25 protein-coding genes are annotated in these 25,185 nt (G+C 73.2%); 6 read left to right on the forward strand and 19 right to left on the reverse strand.

Annotated elements, in window-relative coordinates; all coding sequences use genetic code 11:
- Positions 1-15 precede the first annotated feature (15 nt).
- From IF651_RS08330 to IF651_RS08345, 4 genes are all read left to right on the forward strand, one after another.
- Positions 16-756 carry a response regulator transcription factor gene (locus IF651_RS08330; protein ID WP_191828638.1) on the forward strand — a complete coding sequence of 247 codons (741 nt, stop codon included), beginning with the start codon at positions 16-18 and terminating at the stop codon, positions 754-756.
- Complete coding sequence (locus tag IF651_RS08335) at positions 753-2,378, forward strand: sensor histidine kinase (RefSeq protein ID WP_191828639.1); 1,626 nt, start codon at positions 753-755, stop codon at positions 2,376-2,378. Before IF651_RS08330 ends, IF651_RS08335 begins: the two co-directional genes overlap by 4 nt.
- Before the next feature lie 228 nt (positions 2,379-2,606).
- Complete coding sequence (locus tag IF651_RS08340) at positions 2,607-3,353, forward strand: HD domain-containing protein (RefSeq protein ID WP_191828640.1); 747 nt, start codon at positions 2,607-2,609, stop codon at positions 3,351-3,353.
- A 128-nt stretch (positions 3,354-3,481) separates the two neighbouring features.
- Entirely contained in the window at positions 3,482-3,775 is a 294-nt protein-coding gene (locus tag IF651_RS08345; protein ID WP_191828641.1) for a WXG100 family type VII secretion target, read from the forward strand.
- Positions 3,776-3,792: 17 nt separating this feature from the next.
- Here the strand turns inward: IF651_RS08345 and IF651_RS08350 are convergent, their stop codons facing one another.
- The 14 genes from IF651_RS08350 to groL all read right to left on the reverse strand — a co-directional run bounded on the left by IF651_RS08350 (position 3,793) and on the right by groL (position 18,846).
- Positions 3,793-4,500 carry a GntR family transcriptional regulator gene (locus IF651_RS08350; protein WP_191828642.1) on the reverse strand — a complete coding sequence of 236 codons (708 nt, stop codon included), beginning with the start codon at positions 4,498-4,500 and terminating at the stop codon, positions 3,793-3,795.
- Positions 4,497-5,189 (reverse strand): urea ABC transporter ATP-binding subunit UrtE, encoded by a 693-nt coding sequence (urtE, locus tag IF651_RS08355; protein WP_191828643.1) that lies wholly within the window; start codon positions 5,187-5,189, stop codon positions 4,497-4,499. Before urtE ends, IF651_RS08350 begins: the two co-directional genes overlap by 4 nt.
- Positions 5,189-6,115, reverse strand: coding sequence for an urea ABC transporter ATP-binding protein UrtD (gene urtD, locus IF651_RS08360; RefSeq protein WP_191828644.1), 927 nt, complete (start codon positions 6,113-6,115; stop codon positions 5,189-5,191). The genes urtE and urtD overlap by 1 nt, the downstream gene beginning before the upstream one ends.
- Positions 6,112-7,290 (reverse strand): urea ABC transporter permease subunit UrtC, encoded by a 1,179-nt coding sequence (gene urtC / locus IF651_RS08365; RefSeq protein ID WP_191828645.1) that lies wholly within the window; start codon positions 7,288-7,290, stop codon positions 6,112-6,114. The genes urtD and urtC overlap by 4 nt, the downstream gene beginning before the upstream one ends.
- Positions 7,287-8,171 (reverse strand): urea ABC transporter permease subunit UrtB, encoded by an 885-nt coding sequence (urtB, locus tag IF651_RS08370; protein ID WP_191828646.1) that lies wholly within the window; start codon positions 8,169-8,171, stop codon positions 7,287-7,289. Before urtB ends, urtC begins: the two co-directional genes overlap by 4 nt.
- 586 nt (positions 8,172-8,757) lie before the next feature.
- The gene (urtA, locus tag IF651_RS08375; RefSeq protein ID WP_191828647.1) at positions 8,758-10,020 is read right to left on the reverse strand and encodes an urea ABC transporter substrate-binding protein; all 1,263 of its coding nucleotides are present in this window, start codon (positions 10,018-10,020) and stop codon (positions 8,758-8,760) included.
- Between the two features lie 781 nt (positions 10,021-10,801).
- A complete protein-coding gene (locus IF651_RS08380; RefSeq protein ID WP_191828648.1) occupies positions 10,802-11,836 on the reverse strand; it encodes an energy-coupling factor ABC transporter permease in 1,035 nt (344 codons plus the stop codon).
- 1 nt (position 11,837) lies between these two features.
- On the reverse strand, positions 11,838-12,752 hold the full coding sequence (locus IF651_RS08385) for an urease accessory protein UreD (RefSeq protein WP_191828649.1): 915 nt from the start codon (positions 12,750-12,752) through the stop codon (positions 11,838-11,840).
- 32 nt (positions 12,753-12,784) lie between these two features.
- Complete coding sequence (gene ureG / locus IF651_RS08390) at positions 12,785-13,627, reverse strand: urease accessory protein UreG (RefSeq protein ID WP_191828650.1); 843 nt, start codon at positions 13,625-13,627, stop codon at positions 12,785-12,787.
- The gene (locus IF651_RS08395) at positions 13,620-14,447 is read right to left on the reverse strand and encodes an urease accessory UreF family protein (protein WP_191828651.1); all 828 of its coding nucleotides are present in this window, start codon (positions 14,445-14,447) and stop codon (positions 13,620-13,622) included. Before IF651_RS08395 ends, ureG begins: the two co-directional genes overlap by 8 nt.
- Before the next feature lie 136 nt (positions 14,448-14,583).
- Positions 14,584-16,287: an urease subunit alpha gene (locus tag IF651_RS08400; protein WP_241744243.1), complete on the reverse strand. Its 1,704-nt coding sequence runs from the start codon at positions 16,285-16,287 to the stop codon at positions 14,584-14,586.
- A gap of 3 nt (positions 16,288-16,290) precedes the next feature.
- Positions 16,291-16,689: an urease subunit beta gene (gene ureB, locus IF651_RS17685; RefSeq protein ID WP_241744244.1), complete on the reverse strand. Its 399-nt coding sequence runs from the start codon at positions 16,687-16,689 to the stop codon at positions 16,291-16,293.
- A gap of 43 nt (positions 16,690-16,732) precedes the next feature.
- Positions 16,733-17,035, reverse strand: a complete 303-nt coding sequence (locus IF651_RS08405; RefSeq protein WP_191828652.1) for an urease subunit gamma — start codon at positions 17,033-17,035, stop codon at positions 16,733-16,735.
- A 185-nt stretch (positions 17,036-17,220) separates the two neighbouring features.
- Positions 17,221-18,846 carry a chaperonin GroEL gene (gene groL, locus IF651_RS08410; protein WP_191828653.1) on the reverse strand — a complete coding sequence of 542 codons (1,626 nt, stop codon included), beginning with the start codon at positions 18,844-18,846 and terminating at the stop codon, positions 17,221-17,223.
- Positions 18,847-19,148: 302 nt separating this feature from the next.
- On the opposite strand from groL, the gene IF651_RS08415 reads away from it, so the two are divergent.
- The gene (locus tag IF651_RS08415; RefSeq protein WP_191828654.1) at positions 19,149-20,660 is read left to right on the forward strand and encodes a glycoside hydrolase family 15 protein; all 1,512 of its coding nucleotides are present in this window, start codon (positions 19,149-19,151) and stop codon (positions 20,658-20,660) included.
- Positions 20,661-20,699: 39 nt separating this feature from the next.
- Here IF651_RS08415 and IF651_RS08420 read toward each other — a convergent pair whose 3' ends face one another.
- From IF651_RS08420 to IF651_RS08435, 4 genes are all read right to left on the reverse strand, one after another.
- Entirely contained in the window at positions 20,700-22,196 is a 1,497-nt protein-coding gene (locus tag IF651_RS08420; protein WP_191828655.1) for an FAD-dependent oxidoreductase, read from the reverse strand.
- A 31-nt stretch (positions 22,197-22,227) separates the two neighbouring features.
- Entirely contained in the window at positions 22,228-22,431 is a 204-nt protein-coding gene (locus tag IF651_RS08425; RefSeq protein WP_191828656.1) for a cold-shock protein, read from the reverse strand.
- A 99-nt stretch (positions 22,432-22,530) separates the two neighbouring features.
- On the reverse strand, positions 22,531-23,187 hold the full coding sequence (locus IF651_RS18210) for a LytR C-terminal domain-containing protein (protein ID WP_191828657.1): 657 nt from the start codon (positions 23,185-23,187) through the stop codon (positions 22,531-22,533).
- 55 nt (positions 23,188-23,242) lie between these two features.
- The gene (locus IF651_RS08435) at positions 23,243-23,566 is read right to left on the reverse strand and encodes a DUF3263 domain-containing protein (RefSeq protein WP_241744245.1); all 324 of its coding nucleotides are present in this window, start codon (positions 23,564-23,566) and stop codon (positions 23,243-23,245) included.
- Positions 23,567-23,664: 98 nt separating this feature from the next.
- On the opposite strand from IF651_RS08435, the gene IF651_RS08440 reads away from it, so the two are divergent.
- A complete protein-coding gene (locus IF651_RS08440; RefSeq protein WP_338403849.1) occupies positions 23,665-24,375 on the forward strand; it encodes a uracil-DNA glycosylase in 711 nt (236 codons plus the stop codon).
- Positions 24,376-24,465: 90 nt separating this feature from the next.
- On the opposite strand, the gene IF651_RS08445 is transcribed toward IF651_RS08440, so the two are convergent.
- A complete protein-coding gene (locus IF651_RS08445) occupies positions 24,466-25,110 on the reverse strand; it encodes an NAD(P)-dependent oxidoreductase (RefSeq protein WP_191828658.1) in 645 nt (214 codons plus the stop codon).
- Positions 25,111-25,185 lie beyond the last annotated feature (75 nt).

Raw genomic sequence — 25,185 nt, forward strand, 5'->3', positions numbered from 1 at the left:
GCGCAAGATAGGGGGATGAGTGCACCCGAGGCCCGCCTCGTCGTCGTCGACGACGAGCCGAACATCCGCGAGCTCCTCGCCACGTCCCTGCGGTTCGCCGGGTTCGAGGTGCACGCGGCCGAGAACGGCCAGGCGGCGCTCCGGCTCGTGCGCGACCTCGACCCCGACCTCGTGGTGCTCGACGTGATGCTCCCCGACATGGACGGCTTCACCGTCACCCGCCGGATGCGGGAGCGGGGCCAGCACACGCCCGTCGTCTTCCTCACCGCCAAGGACGACACGCGTGACAAGGTGACCGGGCTGACGGTCGGCGGCGACGACTACGTGACCAAGCCGTTCAGCCTCGAGGAGGTCGTCGCGCGGATCCGCGCCGTGCTGCGCCGCACCCACGCCGAGCCCGTCGAGGACGCGGTGCTGCGCTTCGCCGACCTCGAGATGGACGAGGACTCGCACGAGGTGCGCCGCGCCGGCATCGACGTCGACCTGTCCCCCACCGAGTTCAAGCTGCTGCGCTACCTCATGCTCAACGCCGGCCGCGTGCTCTCCAAGTCGCAGATCCTCGACCACGTCTGGCAGTACGACTGGGGCGGCGACGCCAACATCGTCGAGTCCTACATCTCCTACCTGCGCCGCAAGATCGACACGCTCACCGTGCCCGGCCCGGACGGTGAGCCGGTCGCGCTGCCGCCGCTCATCCACACCAAGCGCGGCGTGGGCTACCTGCTGCGCCAGCCGCCCGGGGCCTCGTCGGCATGACGGCGGGACCCGACCACGCGACGTCGGGCGCGACGTCGGTCCCCCTGCCGCCCGCCGGGCCCGTGGGCGAGCCCACCCCGGGCCCGACGGCGGCCCGCCCCCACGGCCGCCCGGTGCCCACCGCGGGCTGGAGCTGGTTCGCGAGGATCCCGCTGCGGACCCGGCTCGTCGCGATCACGGTCCTGCTGCTCGCCGGCGGGCTCGGGATCGCCGCGGTCGTCACGTCGACGGTCGTGTCGAGCTTTCTCGTGCAGCAGGTGGACGACCAGCTCCGGCGCACCGCCCAGGACCTTGCCAACCAACCGTTCCGCGACGTCCCGGGTGCGACCGCGAGCATGCCGTCCGACTACTACGTGCTGTACCGGTTCGCCGACGGCAGCGAGGCCGAGCGCCGCACGGACGTGACCGTGGTCCGCTACGGGACACCCGACATCCCGGCGATGTCCGAGCCCGAGGTCGAGGCGCTCGGCGGCGAGCCGTTCACGGTCGACGCCGCGACCTCGACCATGGCGGAGCCCGTCGACCCCACGCAGTGGCGGGTCATCCCGCTGACCCGCGCGTCGGCGTCGGGTGCCACCGAGAGCGCGTTCGTCGCCCTGCCCCTCACCGGTATCCACGACACCGTGAACTTCCTCGCCCGCGCGCTGGCGCTGGCCGCGCTCGGGATCGCGCTCGTCGGGGGCGCCGTGGCGTACCTGCTCGTGCACCGCGCGCTACGGCCGCTGCGCGAGATCGAGGAGACTGCTGCCGGCATCGCCGGGGGCGACCTCGCCCGGCGCGTGCGGCCCGCCCCGCCGACGACCGAGGTCGGTTCGCTCGCGGGCTCGCTCAACGCGATGCTCACCCAGATCGAGCACGCCTTCGCCGTCCAGGAGGCGTCCGAGGCACGCATGCGGCGCTTCGTGTCCGACGCGAGCCACGAGCTGCGCACCCCGCTCGCCGCCATCCGCGGCTACGGCGAGCTGTACCGCATGGGCGCGCTCGACACGCCCGACAAGGTCGACGACACGATGGTCCGCATCGAGGACTCCGCGCGGCGCATGGGCGGTCTGGTCAACGACCTGCTCGCGCTCGCGCGGCTCGACGAGGGCAGGCCGCTGCGCCACGACCCGGTCGACGTGGCGGCGCTGGCCCGCGACTCGGCGCAGGACCTGCACGCCCTGGACCCGTCGCGCGACGTCCGGATCGTCGGTCTGGCCCCCGGTGCGATCGCGCCCGACTCGTTGCGCGTCGTCGGCGACGAGGACCGCCTGCGCCAGGTGCTCGCGAACCTCGTCGGCAACGTCGCGCGCCACACGCCCGCAGGCACCGCGACGGAGATCGTGCTCGGGTCGGTCGAGGCACCGCCGCCGCCCGGGGATCGGCCCACCACGACGCCCGCCGCCGCGACCGCGGTCGTCGAGGTCCGTGACCACGGCCCCGGGGTCCCCGCCGGCCAGGAGGGGCGCGTGTTCGAGCGGTTCTACCGCGCGGACTCCTCCCGCAACCGCGAGTCCGGCGGATCGGGGCTCGGCCTCGCCATCGTCGCCGCCATCGTCGCCGCGCACCACGGGCACGTCGCGGTCCAGCCGACCGACGGCGGCGGACTCACCGTGCGGATCGAGCTCCCGCTCGACGGCTGAGGCCGGCGCACCGTCGCCTCGGCAGTCCGCGGGTCGTCGCGCCCCGTCAGAACTCGTGACCCAACCGTGACAGCGTTCCCGCTACGATGGCGCGCGTCGTGCGTGGACCGACCTACGCTGGGGAGAGATCCCGTCAGCGGATCCGCGGACGACGTAGGGAACCACCGGGCAGCCCAGCCCGAACCGGACCCACGTCCCGCACACCGTCTGTCGAAGAAGGCTGAGTTCATGGGCGTCAACAGTGTCGACGCACCGCAGTGGTTCTGCTCCTCGTTCGTCCGCAGCGCCAGAGGCGCCGGGGCGACGGCTCCCGACGAGGACCTCCGGGCCGTCGGGCAGAGTCTTCTCGACCGGTGGGACAAGCCCGGCCGGCACTTCCACAACCTGCGACACCTCGCGGACGTCCTCGGGCGGGTCGACGAGCTCTCGCAGGAGACGCACGACCCGGACCTCGTCCGGCTCGCGGCGTGGTACCACGGCGTCGTGTTCGACGCGGAGGACCGGGCTGCGTACGCGCGCAAGGGCGGGGAGGACGAGACGGCCAGCGCCGCGCTCGCGCTCACGGAGCTCGAGGGCCTCGGGGTCCCGGACAAGGCGGCGGAGCGCGTGGCGCACCTCGTCAACGCCCTCGTCCGGCACGCACCGGACCCGACCGACTTCGACTGCGCCGTGCTGTGCGATGCGGACCTCGCGATGCTCGCCTCGGAGCCGCAGCGGTACAAGGAGTACCTGAACGACGTCCGCGACGAGTACGCGCACATCCCGCCCGCCGACTACGTGCGGGCGCGCATCGCGATCCTCACCAAGCTGCTCGAACGGCGCTCGCTGTTCTCCTCGCCGCTCGGCGCCGCGTGGGAGAACCCGGCCCGCCAGAACGTCGACGCCGAGCTCCAGCGGCTGCGCAAGGAACAGTCGAAGCTCGCCGCGGCCGAGGCGAGCCAAGGATCCTCGGCTTCCACAGGCGCGACGCGCTGACCGGCTCTCCACAGGAGACGGACGGAACCGTGCGTCCCCGTCGTGCGGTGACCTAGCGTCCTGCCCACACGCCGGCACGTCGCCGGTGTGCGGCGGCCCACGAGGGGCCCGGGAGCACGGAGGACGACATGAGCAGGTACGCGGTCGACAGCATGCGGGTGTCCCAGGCGAGCACGGCGGTGAGCACGTCGGTGGCCACGATCCGCACCGACGTGGCGACGATGATGCGACAGCTCGACGACCTGAAGGACTGCTGGACCGGGTCGGCGGCGATCGCCTTCGCGGGCGTCATGGCGCAGTGGCAGACGACGCAGACCCAGATGGAGTCGTCGCTCGACGCCATCACCGCCGCACTCGGCTCCACCGCGACCATCTACGACGACGCCGAGGCCCAGGCGGCGCGCCTGTTCACGACGCGCTGACGGCCCGCGTCGGGCCGTTATCGCAACCTGCGCAGAGGCGTGGCGGCGAGCGCCTGCCGCGACAGCGCGCGGCCTGCCCGCTCCCCCACACCGGCGAGCGACTCCCCCAGGTGGGCGCGCAGCCGCGACCGGGCCTCGGGGAGCCGCTCGTCGAGCACGAGCTCCAGGATCTCGACGTGCTCGGCGATCGTGGCGACCAGCCGGGCGGCGTCGACGACGTCGTGCCGGCGCACCGCCCGGATCTTCTCGTGGACCTCGACGAGCGCCGCGGTGGTCCGGGCGTTGCCGGCAGCCCGCGAGAGGACCGCGTGGAAGTGCTCGTCCAGCAGGACGAGGTCGGGCTCCGGCTCGGGCGGGTCCTGACCCAGCGCGACCCAGTGCGACAGCTCGGCCGCCAGCGCCTGGGTGTCGTACCGCACGTCCCGGTTCTCGAGCACGCGGTCCACGCCCGCGAGCTCGAGCCTCAGGCGCAGCTCGTACAGGTCGCTGAGCTCGACGAGGGTCGGCACGACGACGGCGTACCCGAAGTCGGTCCGCACGACGAGGCCGTCGGACAGCAACCGGGACAGTGCCTCGCGTACCGGGGTGCGCGAGACCTCGAACTCCCGGCTGAGCCGGGGCTCGGTGAGCCTCTCGCGCGCGTCGACGCGACCGTCGAGGATGTCGGCGCGCAACCGGGTGTAGACCGACTCCCGGAGCGACGGCGCGTCGTCGGGCAACGTCACACCGCCATCGCGGCCCGGACGCTCTCCTCGGCGCTCTCCCCGCCCGACCCGGCGCTCGCGACGCGCCCGGCCTGCAGGACGACGTAGTCGCGCGCCGCACCGAGGGCGAAGCCCACGTGCTGCTCGACGAGCAGCACGGACATCCCGCCGGTGTCCGTGAGCGAGAGGATCGCGTCCTCGATCTCGGTGACGACGGACGGCTGGATGCCCTCGGTGGGCTCGTCCAGGACGAGCACGCGCGGACCGGTGATCAGCGCGCGGGCGATCGCGAGCTGCTGCCGCTGCCCGCCGGACAGGAGACCCGCCCGACGTGTGAGCAGCCCGCGCAGCGCCGGGAACAGGTCGAGCGCCTCGTCCAGGCGTCGCATGCCGTCCTTGGCGGCGTCGGCGACGAGCTGCAGGTTCTCGCGCGCCGTGAGGTCGCCGAACGACTGCTGGCCCTGCGGCACGTACGCGAGGCCGCGCCGCACGCGCTGGTACGTGGGCAGCCGCGTCACGTCCTCGCCGTCGAGCACGACGCTCCCCGAGCGGGGCTTGAGCAGCCCCAGCGCGGTGCGCAGGAGCGTCGTCTTGCCGGCGCCGTTGTGCCCCAGCACGGCGGCCACGCCGCCCGCGGGGACCGTGAGGTCCACGCCGTGCAGCACCATGGTCCGGCCGTAGCCGGAGTGCAGTCCCGTGAGCTCGAGCATCACGCCTCCTTCTCGTCGCCGGCCGTGCTGTCGTCCGTCCCCGTCGTCCCTCGGCCACCACGGCGCGCACCGCGGGTGGCACCCGCGCTGCCGAGGTAGACCTCCTGGACGCGGGGGTCCGCCTGGACCTGTGCGTACGTGCCCTCGGCGAGGACGCGGCCCATGTGCAGGACCGTCACGGACGAGGCGAAGGAGCGCAGGAACTCCATGTCGTGCTCCACTACGACGACGGTCCGCTGGGCACCGATCCGCTGCAGCAGGTCACCCGTCTGCTCGCGCTCGGCCTGGCTCATGCCGGCCACGGGCTCGTCGAGCAGGAGGAGCCGGGCGTCCTGCACGAGCAGCATGCCGATCTCGAGCCACTGCTTCTGCCCGTGCGCGAGGATCCCGGCCTGGGTGTCGCGCAGGTGCGCGAGGCCGATGGTCTCGAGCGCCTGCTCGACGGACTCGGGCACCCGGCCGCGGCGGCGCAGAAGTGCCGCAGGTCCGCGCCGCGCTCCCGCGGCGATGTCGAGGTTCTGCAGGACGCTGAGCTCCTCGAAGACGCTCGCGGTCTGGAACGTGCGTCCGACCCCGGCCCGAGCGATCCGGTGCGTCTTCCTCCCGAGCAGCTCGACGCCCCCGAACTTCACGGATCCCGTCGCCCGGGCGAGCCCCGTGATCGCGTCGACGATCGTCGTCTTGCCCGCCCCGTTCGGTCCGATGAGGAAGCGCAGGTCGCCCGCCGTGACGGTGAGGTCGACGCCCTGGACGGCGACGAAGCCGTCGAACTCGACCCGCAGGCCGCGCACCTCGAGGTAGTCGTGGCGGAACCGCGAGCCGTCGACGCCGAGGAGGGAGTCGGCGGAGGAGACGTCGATGCCGACGCCCGCCACGCCCTCCTCGAGGCCCGCGGCAGGTTCGGGTGCGGTGTGCTGCTCGGTCATGAGGTCCTCCCCGAGTAGGCCGGTCCGGTGATGTCGGCGGACTCGTCGGGGCCGGGCCCGTCGCCAGGGTCCCCGCCGTCCCCCGTCGCGGTGCCGTCGTCGGGCACGGGCGTGCGGCGGGAGCGCCGCCACCGCGTGAACAGCTCGGCGAGCCCGCCGGGCAGGAACGCGACGACGAGGATGAACAGCGCACCCTGGGCGTAGATCCACCCGGACGGGAACTGCTCCGACAGGCTGGTCTGCGCCCAGCTCACGGCGATCGACCCGAGGACGGGTCCGAGCAGGGTCGCGCGGCCGCCGATCGCGACACCGATGAGGAACCCGATGGACGGGACGACGCCCACGTCCGCGGGCGAGACGATCCCGACGATGGGGACGAACAGCGCGCCGCCGACCGATGCCATGAGCGCCGCCACCGCGTACGCGACGACCTTGATCTTCGCCGGGTCGTACCCGAGGAACCGCACCCGGTCCTCCTGGTCGCGCGTCGCGACGAGGAGCTCGCCGAACCGCGAGACCATGAGCTGGCGCGCGATCGCGACCATGACGAGCAGGGCCCCGGCGGCGATGAAGAACAGCATGCGCTTGTTCACGGGGTCGGCGAGGTCGTAGCCGAAGAAGGACCGGAACCCGTTGAGCCCGTTGGTCCCGCCGGTCGTGGCCTGCTGGCCGATGAGCAGGATCGCGAACGCGGCCGCGAGCGCCTGCGACAGGATCGCGAAGTACGCGCCGCGCACGCGCCGCGTGAACACGGCGAACCCGAGGAGCGCGGCGACCCCGGCCGGGACGACCAGGATCGCCAGGACCGTCACGACGGGTGAGCGGAACGGCTCCCACCAGCCCGGCACGACGCCCGAGCCGTAGAGGAGCATGAAGTCGGGCACGCCTCCCGAGCCCTCGACCTGCGCGGCGTCGGCGAGCTTGAGGTGCATCGCCATCATGTAGGCGCCGAGACCGAAGAACACGCCCTGGCCCAGCGTGAGCATCCCGCCCCGGCCCCACGCGAGGCCGATGCCGACCGCGACCATCGCGAGGCACAGGAACTTGCCGAGCAGGCCGAGGCGGAACGTGCTCATGGTCGCGGGCGCGACGCCGAACAGCAGGACCGCGGCGACCGCGAACCCGATGATCACGCGGGCGCGCGACGAGCGGTAGAGGCTATCGAGGGCGCTCATGCGAGGCTCCTCGTCCGGACCGACACGAGGCCCTGGGGTCGCACCTGCAGGAACGCGACGATCGCGACGAAGACGAGGACCTTGGCGACGCTCGCCGTGGTCGAGTACTCGAACGTCGCCTGCAGGAGGCCGAGCGCGAACGCCGCGATCACGGTCCCCTTGATCTGCCCGATGCCACCCGCGACGACGACGAGGAACGCGTCGACGATGTAGCTCGTGCCGAGCGTGGGACCGACCGATCCGAGGAGGGTCAGCGCGACGCCCGCGATGCCGGCGAGGCCGGACCCGATGAAGAACGTCAGCCGGTCGGTGGCCCGCGTGGACACGCCGCTCGCCTCGGCGAGGTCACGGTTCTGCACGACGGCGCGGATCCGCCGTCCCAGCGGCGTCGCCTTGAGCACGACGGCGAGAGCGACGACCGCGACGACGGCCAGTGCGAGGATGAACACCCGCGTCTTGGGGATGCCGATGCCGAACAGGTCGATTGCACCGCTCAACCAGGACGGCGAGCGGACGTCGACGTTGGGTGCACCGAACACGTCGCGTGCGACCTGCTGCAGCACGAGCGCGACGCCCCACGTCACGAGCAACGTGTCGAGCGGCCGCTTGTACATCCGGTGGATGAGCGTCGCCTCGAGCAGCAGCCCGAGCAGCCCGCCGACGAGGAACCCGAGCGGCAGCGACACGAGCAGCGAGACGCCGGCGCTGCCGACGACCCCCTGCACGACGAACGCCGTGTAGGCGCCGGCCATCATGAACTCGCCGTGCGCCATGTTGATGACGCCCATCTGGCCGAACGTGAGAGCCAGCCCGAGGGCGGCGAGGAGCAGGACGGAGCCGAGGCTCAGTCCCGCGAACAGCTGGGAGAACAGCACATCCATGGGCGTCGCGCCTTCCGGTGTTCGTGCGGTGGACGGGTTTGCTCTTCGGGTGCGTGGTGTCGGCGGCTGGCTCGGTGGCCGTGGCCGTGGTCGGGTCCGGCGGTGGGGGGGGGGGGGGGGGGGGGGGGGGGCGCCCCCCCCCCCCCCCCCCCCGGCCCCCCCCCCCCCCCCCCCCCCCCCCCCCCCCCGCGCGCCCCCTCGGGGGGTCGGGGGAGAGGGGGGGGGGGGACTCCCACCCGCCCGCTGGTACCTCGCGGGCTCCCGCCAGGCCCGCCACGACCCGCCGTCCCTTCTCCGCCGACCACCTCACGCGTCACGTGCGGTCTCGGCACCGGCCGGGACCGACACCACACTCCACGCCACGTCACGTGACGGACCAGAGCGGCCGGACAGGACCAGCAGTGCCGGGCGACGGGGATGGCCACGTGCGGACGAGGTGGGGGCCGGGGGTGTGCGCGCCGGGTCGTGGCGGGCCTGGCGGGAGCCCGCGAGGAACGAGCGGGCGGATGGAGACCCGGCGCGCAGACCCCCGGCCCCCACCGGGCTCAGCCCCGAAGGACCGGGCTCAGCCCAGCGGGAAGACACGTCAGGACAAGCCCTCGGCCCAGTCGTAGCCCTCGAGGAACGGGTCGGGCTCGATCGGTTCACCCGAGCTCCACTCGGTGTGGATCAGACCGTCGGAGCCGATCTTGCCGACGAGCGCGGTCTTGGCGATGTGGTGGTTGTCGCCGTTGACCGTGACGGAACCCTCGGGCGCGTCGAACGTGACGCCGTCGGCCGCCTCCTGGACGTCGGCGACGTCGAACGACTCGCCCTTCTCGACCATGCCCTTCCACAGGTACAGCGACGTGTACGCGGCCTCCATCGGGTCCGACGTGACGCGGTCGTCGCCGTACTTGGCCTTGAACGCCTCGACGAACGTGTCGTTCTCGGGGCTGTCGATCGTCTGGTAATAGTTCCAGGCGGTGAGCTGGCCCTCGACGTTGTCGACGCCGATGCCGCCGACCTCCTCCTCCGCGATAGACACGGACACGACGGGCATGTCGTCCGGGCCGAGGCCGGCGTTCTTGTACTCCTTGAAGAACGCGACGTTGGAGTCGCCGTTGAGGGTGTTGAAGACGGCGTCCGCGTCGGCGGCCTTGACCTTGTTGACGATGGTGGAGAAGTCGGTGTGCCCGAGCGGCGCGTACTCCTCGCCGAGGACCTCCATGCCGTTGGCCTCGGCGTAGGCGTTGATGATCTTGTTCGCGGTGCGTGGGAACACGTAGTCGGAGCCGACGAGGAAGATCGACTCGGTGCCCTGCTCCTTGAGGTAGTCGAGCGCGGGGACGATCTGCTGGTTGGTCGTCGCGCCGGTGTAGAAGATGTTGGGCGACGCCTCCAGGCCCTCGTACTGGACCGGGTAGAACAGCAGCGAGTCCTGAGCCTCGAAGACGGGGAGCATGGCCTTGCGCGACGCGGAGGTCCAGCCGCCGAACACGGCCGCGGTGCAGTCGCTCGTGATGAGCTTCTCGGCCTTCTCGGCGAAGACGGTGGGCTCCGACTGGCCGTCCTCGGAGACGATCTCGAGCTGCTTGCCGAGGACGCCGCCGTCGGCGTTGATCTCCTCGGCGGCGAGCTCGAGGGAGTCGTGGACGGTCTGCTCGGAGATCGCCATGGTGCCGGACAACGAGTTGAGGAACCCGATCTTGACGGTGTCCCCGGAGGTGTCGACGCAGCTCTCGGCTGCACCGGAGGCACCTGCCTCCTCACCCGACTCGGTCTTCGCACCGCACGCCGTGAGCGTGAGCGCGAGGACGACGAGTGCGGCGGCGGGGGCCAGGCGGTTCGTGGCGCGTGAAGGTGTCACCGAAGGTCCTTTCAGCGTGTCGGCGCGACCGCGGAGACGAGGGCGGTCGCGTGCTGCGCGCACCGGGACCGAGGCGGTATACAACCGTGTGCCCGGTTCGGTGCCCACTGGTGTCGACGCTAGAGAGGTCGTGTTTCGGGGGATTTCACCGTTCTGTTAACGGGACGTCACCGAGGGTCACGATCCGGTCACGCCGTCTCACTCCGCGAGCGAAGCACTGCCCACCAGCTGGCGCGGAGCAGTCATGACAAGCCGACGGCCGAACATGGGGCTGCTGCCCGTCCCGGTTTCGCTACGGGCGGTAGCCGCATGTTCGGGTGGGAGCAGGTGCATGCTCGCCCCGGGGCCGCGCTGGGCGCGGCGAGGTCTGGGGCAGAGGTCGACGGCGCGCTCGTCGGGTTCTCGGTCAGGAGAACGGCACGAGAGGTCGGCGGATTCACGCCTGTGCGAGACGCCGAGCTCTACGCCCTGAACGACGTTCCGGAGCACCACGGGACGGGCGTGGGGTCAGGCGCTGCTCGACGCGGTCGTCCCGGCGGGCCCCGCGCCGCCGTGGGCCGTGGAGTGAACCCGTCGGGCGCGACGGTTCCACGAGCGCAACGGCTACGCCCCCTCTCTCCCCCTCCCCCCCCACGACGTAGACAACCACTTCGCCAACATCGTCGAGATCCGCAAGATCCGCCGCCCCCGCCTCGCCGAACATGGGGTTGTCGCCCGTCGTGACCTCGGGACGGGCGACAACCTCATGTTCGACCGGCAACAGTCACATGATCGACAGCAGTCAGGCAGCGGACTCCGCCTCGACGGCACGGTGACCGACGAGCGCCGTCCGGACCGCCGTGAGCAGCGCCCAGGTCACCGCGACCGCGAGCACGACGCCGACGAACCCGGCGACGCCCACGAAGATCCCGCCGACCTCGCCGTAGTCGGCGAGCGGCATCCCGGCGAACGCGTGGTCGCGCGCCGCGTCCGCGAACCCGACCGAGGCCGCCGTGGCCTCGAGACCGTCGGGGGTCGAGGCCGCGAACGACGACAGCACGACCGCACCGAGCATCGCCACCGCACCGAGTGCGACGACGGTGCGACGCACGGCGCCGGTCGCGGCGTGCGACGTGGCCGCACCTGCGCCGTCGGGCAGCGGGGACGGTGAGGACACCGCGGCACCGGACGCGCCGGCGGCGGCACGCTCGACCGCGGCGGCGCCGGGCGCGACGGCGAGGACCAGGCCGACGACGCCCGCCGTGATGGCCGCCTCACCGAGCCCGACGAGCAGGTGCACCGACAGCATCTGCGACGCGAGCTCGCCGAGCGGGACCGCGACGGTCCCGCCGACGGCGAACAGGCCGGTGAACACCGCGGCGGCGACGGGCACGCTCGCGAGCGCCCCCGCCCCGGCCGCCGCCGGCGCCCAGCGACCGCGCGTCAGCCGCAGCACGCCGCGCGTGGCCGTCCACCCGACGAGCGTGCCGACGACGGCCATGAGCAGCACGTTCGTCCCGAGAGCACTCAGGCCGCCGTCGGCGAACACGAGCGCCTGCACCGCGAGGACGAGCGTCACCGACAGCATGCCGAGCCACGGCCCGACGAGCGCCGCCGCGAGCGCCGCGCCGATGAGGTGCCCGCTCGTGCCCGCTGCGACGGGGTAGTTGATCATCTGCGCGGCGAAGACGAGTCCGGTGGTCGCGGCGGTCAGCGCGACCCTGCCGGGCGTGAGGTCCTCGCGCGCGCGGTACGCGGCGTACCCGACGGCGGCGAGGGAGACGACGGCGGTCGCCGCCGACGTGGGGTCGTTCAGGTAGTGGTCGGGGACGTGCATGTCAGGCTCCTGTCGTCTGGAGGATCGGTCGGTCAGCTCGGACGGCGCCGGTGGTTTCACCGGTGCGGGCGTCTGGGCGGGTGGTGCGCACGTGCGGCACCCAGGCGGCGACGACGCGGTCGAGGCCGGCGTCGTGCGTGCTGGCGCCGAGGTGTCGGGCGACGGCGCCGGGCCCGGCGAGGTCGAGACGTAGGTATGACGGCGTGCGGGCACCCGGCTCATCGGCGCCCCCCGCAGCGGGCGGGCGTGCGCCGGCGAGGAGCACCGAGTCGACGACGCGCCCGTCGCCGAGGATCCCCGGCAGCGTGCGGTCGTCGCGCAGGTCGAGGTCCTCGACGAACAGCTCCCGCGACCCGTCAGCAGTACGTGGCCCCAGAGGCTCACGTGGCACTGACAACTCATCCTGCTGCGAGTCGTCCGCGGCACGTGAGTCTCTAGGGTGACGAGGTGCTGACAGGTCGACAATCGTGCGGGAGCGCAGCCGGCCGCCCGTCTCCCCTGTCCGGCCCAGGACGAGCGTCTCGCGCAGCAGGGCGACCGCACCCTCGCCGAGACGGACGTCGGTCCGGCGCTCGACGTCGGCACCCTGCGCCACGACGAACGGCAGCGCGTCCCACACGAGGAGGCCGCCGTCGTCGACCCGTACGTCGACAGCCCACGACGACGACCGGCCGCGACCGTTGTACGCGACCGTGCCCGACACCTCGACCAGCTCGAGCTCGACCCCGTCGCCCACGACGACCTCGATCCGCACGTCGTCGCCACCGAGGAGCAGCGCGCGCGTCGCGACGAGCGCGACCCGCGCCACTCCTGGACCCGTCGACAGCACGCGCGGGCTCAGCGCGCCCGGGCGCAGGTCGAGCCGCACGCGCCCCGAGGACGCGTGCACCTCGACCCGGGTCGTGTCGGTCGTCATCTGCTCGTCGGTCGCAGTTCTCGTCGGGGCCGTCAGGCCCGGACGGCGGGGACGGGGGCGGTGTCGACGTGGTCCTCGGCGTGGTCGTGCGCGGCGCCGTGGTCGTGGTCGCCGTGGTCCTGGTCACCGTGCGCGTGGTCGTGGTCACCGTCGTCGTGCGAGTGGAGGACGCCGTCGCCGTCCTCGTCGGCGTGGAAGTGCGGCGCCATCGGGCCCGGGTCCTGGGGGACGTGGCTGCCCGCGCGGTGCTCGGCGAGCAGGCCGTGCAGCCACGCGGTGAGCGCGTCGATCGACTCGCGGTCGAGCCGCGACAACGCCAGGACCGGCCCGCCGTCGCGCGCGGCGGTCGCGTCCGCGACCATCTGCGGCACGTCCACCCCGACGTACGGCGCGAGGTCCGTCTTGTTCACGACGAGCAGGTCGGCACGCGAGATCCCCGGACCGCCCTTGCGGGCCACGTCGCCGCCGCCCGCGACGTCGAGCACGAAGATCTGCGCGTCCACCAGCGCCGGCGAGAACGTCGCCGTGAGGTTGTCCCCCCCGGACTCGACCAGCACGACGTCGAGCGGCGCGAAGTCCTCCTCGAGGTCCTCGACGGCGAGCAGGTTCGCGGTGACGTCGTCGCGGATCGCCGTGTGCGGGCACGCGCCCGTCTCGACGGCGCGGATGCGCTCGGGGTCGAGCACGCCGGCGGAGCGCAGGAAGCGCGCGTCCTCGTCGGTGTAGATGTCGTTGGTGATGACGCCGAGCTGCAGCGTGCCGGACAGCTCGCGGCACAGCAGCGCGATGAGCGAGCTCTTGCCCGTGCCGACGGGGCCGGCGACGCCGAGTCGCAGGGAACGGGTGGGTGCGTGGTCGTGCTGGGTGTCAGGCACTGAACAGCCTCTCGGTGGTGCGGGCGTGGATCTCGGCCCACTGCTCGACGAGCGGTGCGCCGTGCGCGGGGATCGCGCGGGGGTCGGTCAGGGGGGCGACGTCGTACGCGAGCGCGTCGATCGCGGGCTGCGCGGCGACGACCCAGCCCGTCGCATCGACCGGGTCGATCGGGGCGAGCTTGAGCGTGGCCGCCGCGACGGTCTGGGTGTCCTCGTACCCGACGAGGCGCGCGACCTGCAGCGCGGACAACCCGGCGCACGCGGCGGTCACGCCCAGCACGAGCGGGCGCGGCGGCTGCGCCCCGCGGTTCCTCGTGCCCGACGCCGCACGCCCCCTCCCGTCGGCGGTCGCGGACTCGTCGTCGGAACCCTCGACACCGCGGGCCTGGTCGCGGCCGAGGTCTGATGCGCGATCAGCAGCGTGGTCGGCGGTGACCAGCCGGGCCGCCTCGTCGAGCGCGAGGACACGGGGGTCGCCCGCCCACAGTCGTCGCAGGAGCCGCAGGTACCCGCGGCCCAGCCGCTGCGAAGTATCGCGCAGCGCGGCCGAGGGCGTCCGCGCCGCCCACGCGTGCCACGTCTCGGCGAGCGCCATCGCAGCCGCGCCCGACGACGGGCCGCAGCCCGTGGCGTCGGGCATCACCACGTGCCGCGCGACGACGGCCGTCGCCGCCTCGACGCGCGTGACGGTCGCGAGCCGCGCGCGCAGGTAGTCCGGCACGCGCGCTGGATCCATGCCGGCGCGCAGTGCGGGCTCGAGCCCCGCGGACTGCGTGTGACCCCCTGTGGGCAGCCGCGCGTCAGCAAGCAGAGCGAGCATCAGCTCACCCCGCCCGTCCGGCCCTGCACCCTCGCCCATCTCCCGCCGAGAAGTGAGCTCCCGCCCGTGATCCGATCCGATCAGTGGCGGCAGCTCACGTCTCGGCGCGGGTCGGGCCGGGTTGTGTGCGGGCATCTCAGAAGAGGGAGTAGAGCTGGGCGAGCGGGAGGCGCTCGGCCGGGGCGGGCACGACGAGCTCGCCGTCGACCTCGATCGCGAACGACTCGGGGTCGATGTCGATCTGCGGCAGGTAGTCGTTGAGGCGCATCTGCGCCTTGCCCACTCCACGGGTGTCCGCGACCGGGACGAGGCGGCGCGCGAGGCCGAGACGCTCGGTCAGGCCGTCGTCGAGCGCAGCGGGCGAGACGAACGACAGCGACACGTCCGCGCCGATCGCGTCGGTCAGTGCGGGACGCATGAGCACGGGCTGCGGGGACGGGATGGAGGCGTTCGGGTCCCCGAGCGCGCCCCACACGAGCGCTCCGCCCTTCATGACCACGCTGGGCCGGACGCCGAAGAGCTTGGGCTCCCACAGCACGAGGTCCGCGACCTTCCCCGGCTCGACGGAGCCGATGTACGCGTCGACGCCGTGCGCCACCGCCGGGTTGATCGTGTACTTCGCGACGTAGCGCCGGGCGCGCAGGTTGTCGGCGGGCAGCTCCCCGCCCAGCGACCCGCGCCGCGCCTTCATGACGTGCGCGACCTGCCACGTGCGCGTGATCACCTCGCCGATGCGGCCCATGGCCTGCGCGTCGGACGACGTGATCGACATGGCCCCCATGTCGTGCAGCACGTCCTCGGCGGCAATCGTCGTGCCACGGATGCGCGACTCGGCGAACGCGAGGTCCTCCGGCACCGCCGGGTTGAGGTGGTGGCACACCATGAGCATGTCGAGGTGCTCGGCGACCGTGTTGACCGTGTGGGGCAGGGTCGGGTTGGTCGAGCCGGGGATGACGTTCGGGTGGCTCGCGACCGTGAGGATGTCCGGCGCGTGCCCGCCGCCGGCGCCCTCGGCGTGGAACGCGTGGATCGAGCGCCCCCCGATCGCGCGCAGTGTCGAGTCGACGAACCCGGCCTCGTTGAGCGAGTCGGAGTGCAGCGCGACCTGCAGGCCCCAGTCCTCCGCGCCGCGCAGCGCCGCGTCGATCGCGGCGGGCGTCGAGCCCCAGTCCTCGTGCACCTTGTACCCGCCCGCGCCCGCCATCGCCTGCTCGCGCAGCGCCTGCGCGCTGACCGTGTTGCCCTTGCCGAGCAGCAGGACGTTGACCGGCAGCCGGTCGAGCGAGCGGTGGATCGTCTCGAGGTGCCACGCGCCGGGGGTGACGGTCGTCGCCTTGGTCCCCTCGCTCGGACCGGTGCCACCACCGGCGACGGTCGTGATGCCGGTCGCGAGCGCCTCCACGACCTGCGACGGGGAGATCAGGTGCACGTGCGAGTCGAACCCGCCCGCGGTGAGGATCTTGCCCTCCCCCGACACGACGTCGGTCGACGGTCCGATGTGCAGGTCCGGGTGGACGCCGTCCGCGACGTCGGGGTTCCCGGCGCGGCCGAGCGCGACGATCCGCCCGTCGCGGATCCCGACGTCCGCCTTGACGATCCCCCACCAGTCGAGCACGACGGCGTTCGTGATCACCGTGTCGAGGGCGCCCTCGGCACGCGTCGTCGAGCCCTGCGCCATCGACTCGCGGATCGACTTGCCGCCGCCGAAGACGACCTCCTCGCCCCCGAACGTCCGGTCCTCCTCCACCTCGATCCACAGGTCGGTGTCGCCCAGGCGGACCTGGTCGCCCGTCGTCGGTCCGTACAGGGCGGCGTACCGCTCGCGCGAGATCGCGACCATCGGTCAGTCCTTCCCGTCGATCGCCGTGGTGGCCGTCCCGGAGCCGTGCGGGTCGAGCCGACCGCCGTCGGGCTTGTCGCGCTGGATGCCCGGCACCCGGCGGCGGCCGCGGAGAGCGACCGCGTCGACCTCGGCGGACGCGCCGGGCTCGAACCGGCGCGACGTCCCCGACGGGACGTCCAGGCGGAACCCGTGCGCCGCGGTGCGGTCGAAGGAGAGCGCCGCGTTGGCGTCCGGCAGGTGCAGGTGCGAGCCGACCTGCACCGGACGATCGCCCGTGTTGGTCACGACGAGGGTCAGCCGCTCGTCGTCGGTCCGGTCCGCGTTGAGGACCACCGCCACGTCCTGTGCATCGGCCGCGACCCGGATCGCTCCCGGCCCGCTCGTGCTGATTCCCGCCATGATCGGCTCCGTCCTGCGCTGCTCGTGCGTGGGGTGTCGCCGGTCAGGCGATGGGCTGGTGGATGGTGACGAGCTTGCGCCCGTCGGGGAAGGTCGCCTCGACCTGGACGTCGGGCAGCATCTCCGCGACGCCCTCCATCACGTCGTCGCGACCCAGCACCTCGCGCCCCGAGACCATGAGCTCCTGGACGCTCACCCCGTCGCGTGCGCGCTCGATGACCCAGGTGGTCAGCAGCGCGATCGCCTCCGGGTAGTTGAGGAGGACGCCGCGCTCGCGACGGTCGCGCGCGACCATGCCGGCGACGGCGAGCAGCAGCTTCTCGGTGTCGGCTGGCGTCAGGTGCATGGAGGTGATCCTGCCTGTCACGTGTGTCCGGAATGTATACAGGGCGTTATACGCCTGTATACCGGCTCCCACCACACGGGTCCTGGCCAGGGCCAGGACGCACGAAGGCCGCCGACCGGGCGAACCCGGCCGACGGCCTCCGAGGTGCTGCGCGTCCGGTCAGACCGGACGGTTCGCGGCGTGGATCAGAAGTCCATGCCGCCCATGCCACCGTCGCCGGCGGGCATGGCCGGAGACTTCTCCGGCTTGTCGGCCACGACGGCCTCGGTGGTGAGGAAGAGCGCCGCGATGGAGGCGGCGTTCTGCAGCGCGGAGCGCGTGACCTTGACCGGGTCGTTCACGCCGGCGGCGAGGAGGTCCTCGTACTCACCGGTCGCGGCGTTCAGGCCCTGGCCGGAGGGGAGGTTGCGCACCTTCTCCGCCACGACGCCGCCCTCGAGGCCGGCGTTGATCGCGATCTGCTTGAGCGGGGCGTCGATCGCGGCGCTCACGATCTTCGCACCGGTCGCCTCGTCGCCCTCGAGCTCGAGCTTGGCGAACGCCACGGCACCGGCCTGGATGAGCGCGACACCACCACCGGCGACGATGCCCTCCTCGACGGCTGCCTTCGCGTTGCGCACGGCGTCCTCGATGCGGTGCTTGCGCTCCTTGAGCTCGACCTCGGTCGCGGCACCGGCCTTGATGACCGCCACGCCGCCGGCGAGCTTCGCGAGACGCTCCTGGAGCTTCTCGCGGTCGTAGTCGGAGTCCGACTTCTCGATCTCGGAGCGGATCTGGCTGACGCGACCCGCGATGAGGTCGGCGTCGCCGGAGCCCTCGACGATGGTCGTCTCGTCCTTGGTGACGACGACCTTGCGCGCCTGGCCGAGCAGGTCGAGCGTGGCGGTCTCGAGCTTGAGGCCGACCGTCTCGGAGATGACCTGACCGCCGGTGAGGATCGCGATGTCCTGCAGCATGGCCTTGCGGCGGTCGCCGAAGCCCGGAGCCTTGACCGCGACCGACTTGAACGTGCCACGGATCTTGTTCAGCACGAGCGTGGCGAGCGCCTCGCCCTCGACGTCCTCGGCGATGATGAGGAGCGAGCGCCCCTGCTTCATGACCTGGTCGAGCAGCGGGAGCAGGTCCTTGACGTTCGAGATCTTGGACTCGACGATCAGGACGTACGGGTCCTCGAGCACGGCCTCCTGGCGCTCGGGGTCCGTCTCGAAGTAGCGCGCGAGGAAGCCCTTGTCGAAGCGCATGCCCTCGGTGAGCTCGAGCTCGAGGCCGAACGTGTTCGACTCCTCGACCGTGATGACGCCTTCCTTGCCCACCTTGTCGAGGGCCTCGGCGATGAGCTCGCCGATGGCGGGGTCGCCGGCGGAGATCGCGGCCGTGGCGGCGATCTGCTCCTTGGTCTCGACCTCGACGGCGGCGTTGAGCAGCTGCTCGGTCACGGCGTCGACGGCCTTCTCGATGCCGCGCTTGACGGCGATCGGGTTGGCGCCGGCGGCGACGACGCGCAGGCCCTCGCGCACGAGCGCCTGGGCGAGCACGGTCGCCGTGGTGGTTCCGTCACCCGCGACGTCGTCCGTCTTCTTGGCGACCTCCTTGACGAGCTCCGCACCGATCTTCTCGTACGGGTCCTCGAGCTCGATCTCCTTGGCGATGGAGACGCCGTCGTTCGTGATGGTCGGCGCGCCCCACTTCTTGTCGAGCACGACGTTGCGACCCTTGGGGCCGAGCGTGACCTTCACGGTGTCCGCGAGCTGGTTGAGCCCGCGCTCCATGCTCCGACGAGCTTCCTCGTCGAACGCGATGATCTTGGCCATGGGGAATGATCCTCCGCTGGTGGCGTGTGGCGGTCGGCCGGCGCCCGCGACGGACGGCCCACGACCGACGGCGTTCATGTCACGTCGCCGGGGCGGGCCTCACCTGTCGACCTGGTGTGGGTGCCCCGCAGCCGCGCGAACGGCTGCTGGTGCTGTCACTGTCTGTCACTCTCATGGCGAGAGTGCTAACGCCATTATTGGCACTCGCACCCGACGAGTGCAAGACAGCAGGGCTCGGCGGGCCCGGCATCGCTCAGGGCAGAACGTGGAGCCCGCTCTCCACCTCCCCTAAGATGCGCGGTGTGACACACGCAACACCGTCGTGGCGCCCCGCGGCCGTGGCGTCCTTCGTGCTGGTGCCGGCACTCGCCCTGTCGGCTGCCACGGCGGTCGCGGCGCCGCCGGCCGGGGAGCACATCGACCTGTACCAGGACGGTGTCGCGGTCACGACCGTGCCTGGCGGGGACGGCACCGCTGTCGTGCTCCGCCTGGCCCCGGGCACCGACGCGTCGTACCTCGAGGGCAGCCGCGTGCTCGACCCGGCGACGCTCGACCCGGCCGCCCTCGCCGAGGGCGTCGACCCCGCCGACGGCGAGGCCGACCGCCTCGCGCAGGTCGCGGGCGACCCGCTCGACGTCGAGCTCCTCCTCGACCCGGTGGCCGCCGAGGCCGCCGCCGCGTCGTCGCGCGCGTGGCTCGCGGACGGCGTCGTCCCTGGCGCCGACGGACCCTACGCGGACCTGGGCGAGTCCGCCCTCCTCGACCTGCGTGCGCTCACGCTCGAGAACGGCGCGACGCTCGCCGCCGCGTCTCCGAAGTGGCGGTACGTGTGGCCGCGCGACGCCTCGTTCGTCGCCGCGGCGTTCGCGCGCACGGGGCACGTCGGCGACGCGCTGGACGTCCTGGCGTTCCTCGCGGAGATCCAGGAGGACGACGGCTCGTTCCACGCCCGGTACCTGCCCGACGGGTCCGGGGCCCCTGACGACCGTGGCCTGCAGTCGGACGGGGTCGGCTGGACCCTGTGGGCCGCGGGCATCACCCTCGAGGAGACCCCCGAGCCGCGTCGCGCGGCGGTCGCCGCCACCCTGCGCCCGCTCGTCGACGCCTCGACCGACCGGGCGCTCGGGCTCGTCGCGGGCGAGACCGCGCTGCCGCCGGCGTCGAGCGACTACTGGGAGGTCGCGCCGACGTCGCTCACGCTCGGCACGGCGGGTCCGCTCCTCGCCGGGCTGGAGTCCGCCGCCGCCTTCTACGACGGCGCGGTTCGCCTCGGGGCGCGCGGCGCCGGCGGGACCTGGGTGACCCGGCAGCGCGCGACGTCGACCGCCGCGGCCGCCGCGCGACTGCGGACCGCGATCGAGGAGGAGTTCGGTGCGCAGGGCTACCCACGCCACATCACCGGCGGGCCGCGCGACGCGTCCACAGCGTTCGCGCTCCCCCCGTTCCAGCCCGCGCCGCTCGACGGCGCCGACGATGCGTGGCACGCGTCGATCACCGAGATGCTGCGCCCGGCCGGGGGGCTCGCGCCCGGCGCAGCGTGGCGCACCGACGGCATCTCCTGGACGCCGCAGACCACCCTGTACGCCCTCACCGCGGCATCCTCGCCGCGGCCCGCGGACCGCGCGTCGGCGCTCGAGTGGCTGCGCTGGGTCGACGAGCACCGCACGGCCTCCGGCGCCATCCCGGAGAAGGTCCTCGCGGACGGTTCCCCGGCCGCCGTCGCACCGCTCGCGTGGAGCTCCGCGCTCGTCGTGCTCGCGCTCGCCGAGCTCGACACCGTCCCGCAGGACGACGACCTCGGCAGGCCGCGGTAGGACGTCGGCTTCTCCCGGCGCCCCGCGGTCGGGCCGAGCTCACCTCGGGGCGAGGCTCGGGGGCTCCCGCACGTCGAACTCGCGCCGCAGGACACGCCGGGCGGCGTACCAGCCGCCGAGGCCGTGCACCCCCGGTCCGGGCGGGGTCGACGCCGAGCACAGGTAGACGCCCTCGAGCCCGACGGCGTAGGGGTCGGGTCGCGGCGTCGGGCGGGCGACCATCTGCCACATCGTCACCGCACCGCCCGCGATGTCTCCACCGACGTAGCTCTCGTCGTGCCGGGACATCTGGGCGGCGGGTACGCACCGCGAGCCGACGACGACGTCGCGGAACCCGGGCGCGAACCGCTCGATCTGCGCGACGACGTCCTCGGTGACGTCGCGCGTCGAGCCGGCCGGGACGTGGGCGTACGTCCACAGCGGGCGCAGCCCGCCGACCGCACGTGCCGGGTCGACGACGCTCGGGTCGCTCGCCAGGACCATCGGTCGCTCGGCGTGCCGCCCGGCAGCGACCTCGCTCTCCGCCCGGCTCATCTCGGCTCGCGTCCCGCCGACGTGCACGGTCCCGGCACGTCCCACCTCGGGCTCCGCCCAGGGCACCGGTCCCGAGAGCACGAGGTCGACCTTCGCCGCCGCGTCCCCGTGGCGGAACCGTCCGAGCGCCCGGGCGGCCCCGGTCGCGAGCCGGTCCGCGTACACGTCGGCGACGACGCCCGGTGCGGTGTCGAAGACGTGCGCCCGGGCCGGGGGCAGGTCTGCGCGTGTGCGCACCGGGTGCCCCGTCACGACCTCGCCGCCGTGGGCGCGCAGGTCCTCGACGAGAGCCGCCACGATGCTGCCCGAGCCCCCGCGGGGGAGCGGCCACCCGCCCGGCGCGTGCGCGAGCGACGCGAGCAGCAGCGCCGTCCCCGCGCCGGCGAGCGAGGGCAGCGGGGTGATCGCGTGGGCCGCGACACCGGTGAGCAGCGCGCTCGCCTCGTCGGACGCGAACCGGCGGCCCCAGGCCGCCGCACTGCCCTGCTCGAGGACCGCTGCGGCGAACCGTGCCACGGTCGCGGCACCGGCCGGCCGCAGCAGACGGTGCGGGACCGTGCGCTTGTCGCCCAGCGCGAGCGCGACGACGTCCTGCCATCCCGCGGAGAGCGGCCCGAGCAGCGAACGCCAGGCCGCGCCGTCGGCACCGGGCAGCCGATCGACCGTCCGGTCCAGGTCGTGGTAGGCGATGCCGGCCCGCCCGCCGTCGAGCGGCTGGGCGTAGGAGACGTCCGGGGCGAGGAGCTCCACGCCCCGGGACCCGAGGTCGAACGCCTCGAAGAACGGGGACGCCCAGGCCATCGGGTGCACCGCGGAGCACAGGTCGTGCACGACGCCCTCGGCGGAACCCGCCAGGTCGAGACCGAGAGTCCGCGCTCCCCCGCCGATCGTCTCCTGCGCCTCCAGGACCTGGACGGCGAGCCCTGCTCGCGCGAGCGTGACCGCGGCGGCGAGACCGTTCGGCCCCGAACCGACGACGACCGCGTCCAGCTCCCGGTTCACGCGGACCGCACCCGCTCCGGCTCAGGAGGGGTCAGAGCGGCCGCACCTGCTCGGCCTGCGGCCCCTTGGCGCCCTGCCCCTGCTCGTACTCGACCTGCTGCCCCTCCTCGAGGGACCGGTAGCCGTCGCTCTGGATCGCGCTGAAGTGGACGAACAGATCCTGTCCGCCGGACACGGGCGTGATGAACCCGTAGCCCTTCTCGGAGTTGAACCACTTCACGGTGCCCTGCGCCATCGCTGTCTCCTCGTGCGTCGTCGCCCGCGAGGCGCTCGCCGCCGCGGTGAGGCGAGCCTAGCCGGAGCGCGTGGCCTGCGGAAGACCTGTGTGCCGAGGTCAGCCCTGTGCGTCGACGCCCGTGGTGAGCACGACCATGAGGTCGCCCGAGCGCAGCGCCTCCTGGCTCACCCGCTCGGCGGGGATGCCGAGGATCGCGGCGACGGCGGCCGCCGTCTCCGCCCGGTTCTCGGCGTACCAGATCGTGTTGCCGCCGACGCCCGAGTCGCCGGGGAAGTCCTCGGCCGTGACGTTGGTGAACCCTTCCGCGTCGAGCGCGTCCTTGCCGGCACCCGCCTCGCCCGAGGGTCCGCCGTCGTTCATCACCCGGACGAACGCACCGGTGTCGGCGAGGGCGAGCAGCTCGTCGACGTCGCCGGCGGCGTCGGTCTCCTCGTCGGTGGCCTCGTCCGTCGGCTCCTCGGACGTGTCGTCCTCGGCCGGGGTCGACTCCTCGTCGGCAGGGTCCTCGGTCCCGTCCGCGGGCGCCTCGGTCGTCGGCTCCGACGACTGGGCCTGCGGCGGAGCCTGGGGCGAGTCGCCGCCCAGGAGCGCGACACCGCCGTACGCGACCCCGGCGAACACGACGGCGACCAGCAGGAACGGCCACGTCTTGCTCCACCCGCTCCGCGGCGTGCGGTGCACCCCGACGGGCGCACCCTGCGGCGCGGGCGCGTCGAACTCGTCGGGCGCGTAGGGGTAGCGGCTCTTCGTCACGGCGACAGGGTAGCCCGGGAGACCCGGAAGACCGAAAGCCCCGTCCGCCGGGCGGTCACAGTCCTTCGAGTCGCCGGGCGGTGCGCGCGCGCTGGCGCGTCGAGCGCAACCGACGCAGCCGCTTGACGAGCATCGGGTCCTGCGCGAGCGCCTCCGGGGAGTCGATCAGGGCGTTGAGCACCTGGTAGTAGCGCGTCGCGGACATGTCGAACAGGTCCCGGACGGCCTGTTCCTTCGCGCCCGCGTACTTCCACCACTGACGCTCGAAGGCGAGGATCTCACGGTCCCGCTCGCTCAGCCCGGACTCCGCGCCCTGCGGCTCGTCGCCGGCCTCGCCGGACGCGCCACCGGCGTCGGGCAGGGCGTACGCCTCGCTCATCCGCTTCCTCCTTGTCGGTGGTCCCCTGCGCACAGGGTACGCAGCGAACCACACCGGTGTCATTCCTCCTCGCCGCACGCGGACTACGCTCGTGCACCGTGGAGAGCGCACCCGGAACGACCCGTCCCCCGCTCGCGAGCATCATGGCGCCCGACTGGGCTGCGGCGCTCTCGTCCGTCGAGCCGCAGATCCACGCGATGGGCGACTTCCTGCGCGCCGAGGTCGCGGGCGGCCGGGAGTACCTGCCGGCGCCGTCGGACATCCTCGCCGCGTTCTCCCGGCCGCTGGCCCAGGTGCGGGTGCTCGTCGTGGGGCAGGACCCCTACCCCACGCCCGGCCACCCGATGGGCCTGTCGTTCTCGGTGCAGCCGCACGTACGGCCGGTACCGCGATCGCTGCAGAACATCTTCGCCGAGCTGCACGACGACGTCGGGTCCCCCCGCCCGGCGACCGGCGACCTCTCGGCGTGGAGCGACCAGGGAGTCCTGCTGCTCAACAGGGTCCTCACGGTGCGTCCGGGCGAGCCGGGATCGCACCGCGGGAAGGGCTGGGAGGCGGTCACCGAGGCCGCGATCCGCGCGCTCGTGGACCGTGGCACGCCGCTCGTCGCGATCCTGTGGGGGCGCGACGCCGGGACGCTGCGGCCGATGCTCGAAGACACCCCCGTCGTCGCGAGCGCCCACCCCAGCCCGCTGTCGGCGCGGCGCGGGTTCTTCGGGTCGCGGCCCTTCTCGCGCGTGAACGAGCTGCTCGCCGCCCAGGGCGCGCGCCCGGTCGACTGGACCCTCCCCGTCCCACCGCGGGAGTAGGTGGTCGCGCGGGTAGGTCGTGGCCGGTGGGTGGACCGGGGAACGTGAGCCTGGGCACGAGCTCGTCGACACGACCCGGTCGGCGGCCTCTCAGTGGCCGAGGTTGACCTGTTCCCTGTGGTGGTCGCCCTTCTCGATCAGGTCCACGAACCCGAGGGCGTAGTCCGCGGCGGAGATCGCACCACCGTCGGGCTGGACTGCGACGTCGTCGCCGAGTCGATAGCGCCCGAGCCGTTCGGCGGGCATGCGTGCGCCGAACCGGAGCGCCGGGCTCACGAAGACCCAGTCGAGCGTCGCGGGAGTCGCCGGGAGGTCCTCGATGATGAACGCCGCCCCCGAGCGGATCTCGTCGTGGAGCTCTGCGGGGATCTCGCTGAGGTCGGCGACGAAACGGTCCGCCCCGGGCGCGGGGCGCAGCGACGACGCGCCGCCGACGATGAACAGGCGTACGCCTGCGGCGTCGGCAAGACGCGCGATGGTGCGGTGGGCGCTGCGCCAGGTGGTGGCCGCTGCGCCGCGTGGGGCGAGTGCGTCCGCGACGACGTCGGACCCCTCGATGACCGAGGACAGCATCGCCTCGTCGGTGGCATCACCTTGGACATAGGTCACGTTCGGGATGGGTGCGTCGGGGAGCGAGCGGCTGAGGGCGGTGACCTGGTGACCGCGAGCAGCGGCGTCGGCGGCGATGGCCGAACCGGCATAGCCGGTGCCGCCGATGACGGTGATGCGAAGCATGAGATGCCTTTCCACGGAACGCGCGGCGTCGGACGACGCCTCGGTTACCGTAGGACGGCAGCTCTCCCACCGGAA

The organism is Cellulosimicrobium arenosum (assembly GCF_014837295.1).
In the GTDB taxonomy this organism is placed as follows: Bacteria; Actinomycetota; Actinomycetes; order Actinomycetales; family Cellulomonadaceae; genus Cellulosimicrobium; species Cellulosimicrobium arenosum.

What these genes read in the sequence shown, in the direction of transcription:
- IF651_RS08405 (WP_191828652.1), bottom strand. Translation starts at nt 17,035, where the DNA reads ATGCACCTGACGCCAGCCGACACCGAGAAGCTGCTGCTCGCCGTCGCC.
- groL (WP_191828653.1), bottom strand. Translation starts at nt 18,846, where the DNA reads ATGGCCAAGATCATCGCGTTCGACGAGGAAGCTCGTCGGAGCATGGAG.
- IF651_RS08445 (WP_191828658.1), bottom strand. Translation starts at nt 25,110, where the DNA reads ATGCTTCGCATCACCGTCATCGGCGGCACCGGCTATGCCGGTTCGGCC.
- urtC (WP_191828645.1), bottom strand. Translation starts at nt 7,290, where the DNA reads ATGAGCGCCCTCGATAGCCTCTACCGCTCGTCGCGCGCCCGCGTGATC.
- urtE (WP_191828643.1), bottom strand. Translation starts at nt 5,189, where the DNA reads ATGCTCGAGCTCACGGGACTGCACTCCGGCTACGGCCGGACCATGGTG.
- ureB (WP_241744244.1), bottom strand. Translation starts at nt 16,689, where the DNA reads ATGGCGGGAATCAGCACGAGCGGGCCGGGAGCGATCCGGGTCGCGGCC.
- IF651_RS08395 (WP_191828651.1), bottom strand. Translation starts at nt 14,447, where the DNA reads ATGCTCGCTCTGCTTGCTGACGCGCGGCTGCCCACAGGGGGTCACACG.
- IF651_RS08425 (WP_191828656.1), bottom strand. Translation starts at nt 22,431, where the DNA reads ATGGCGCAGGGCACCGTGAAGTGGTTCAACTCCGAGAAGGGCTACGGG.
- IF651_RS08335 (WP_191828639.1), top strand. Translation starts at nt 753, where the DNA reads ATGACGGCGGGACCCGACCACGCGACGTCGGGCGCGACGTCGGTCCCC.
- IF651_RS08385 (WP_191828649.1), bottom strand. Translation starts at nt 12,752, where the DNA reads ATGACGACCGACACGACCCGGGTCGAGGTGCACGCGTCCTCGGGGCGC.
- IF651_RS08340 (WP_191828640.1), top strand. Translation starts at nt 2,607, where the DNA reads ATGGGCGTCAACAGTGTCGACGCACCGCAGTGGTTCTGCTCCTCGTTC.
- urtD (WP_191828644.1), bottom strand. Translation starts at nt 6,115, where the DNA reads ATGACCGAGCAGCACACCGCACCCGAACCTGCCGCGGGCCTCGAGGAG.
- IF651_RS08330 (WP_191828638.1), top strand. Translation starts at nt 16, where the DNA reads ATGAGTGCACCCGAGGCCCGCCTCGTCGTCGTCGACGACGAGCCGAAC.
- IF651_RS08345 (WP_191828641.1), top strand. Translation starts at nt 3,482, where the DNA reads ATGAGCAGGTACGCGGTCGACAGCATGCGGGTGTCCCAGGCGAGCACG.
- IF651_RS08435 (WP_241744245.1), bottom strand. Translation starts at nt 23,566, where the DNA reads ATGAGCGAGGCGTACGCCCTGCCCGACGCCGGTGGCGCGTCCGGCGAG.
- IF651_RS08380 (WP_191828648.1), bottom strand. Translation starts at nt 11,836, where the DNA reads ATGCACGTCCCCGACCACTACCTGAACGACCCCACGTCGGCGGCGACC.
- IF651_RS08400 (WP_241744243.1), bottom strand. Translation starts at nt 16,287, where the DNA reads ATGGTCGCGATCTCGCGCGAGCGGTACGCCGCCCTGTACGGACCGACG.
- urtB (WP_191828646.1), bottom strand. Translation starts at nt 8,171, where the DNA reads ATGGATGTGCTGTTCTCCCAGCTGTTCGCGGGACTGAGCCTCGGCTCC.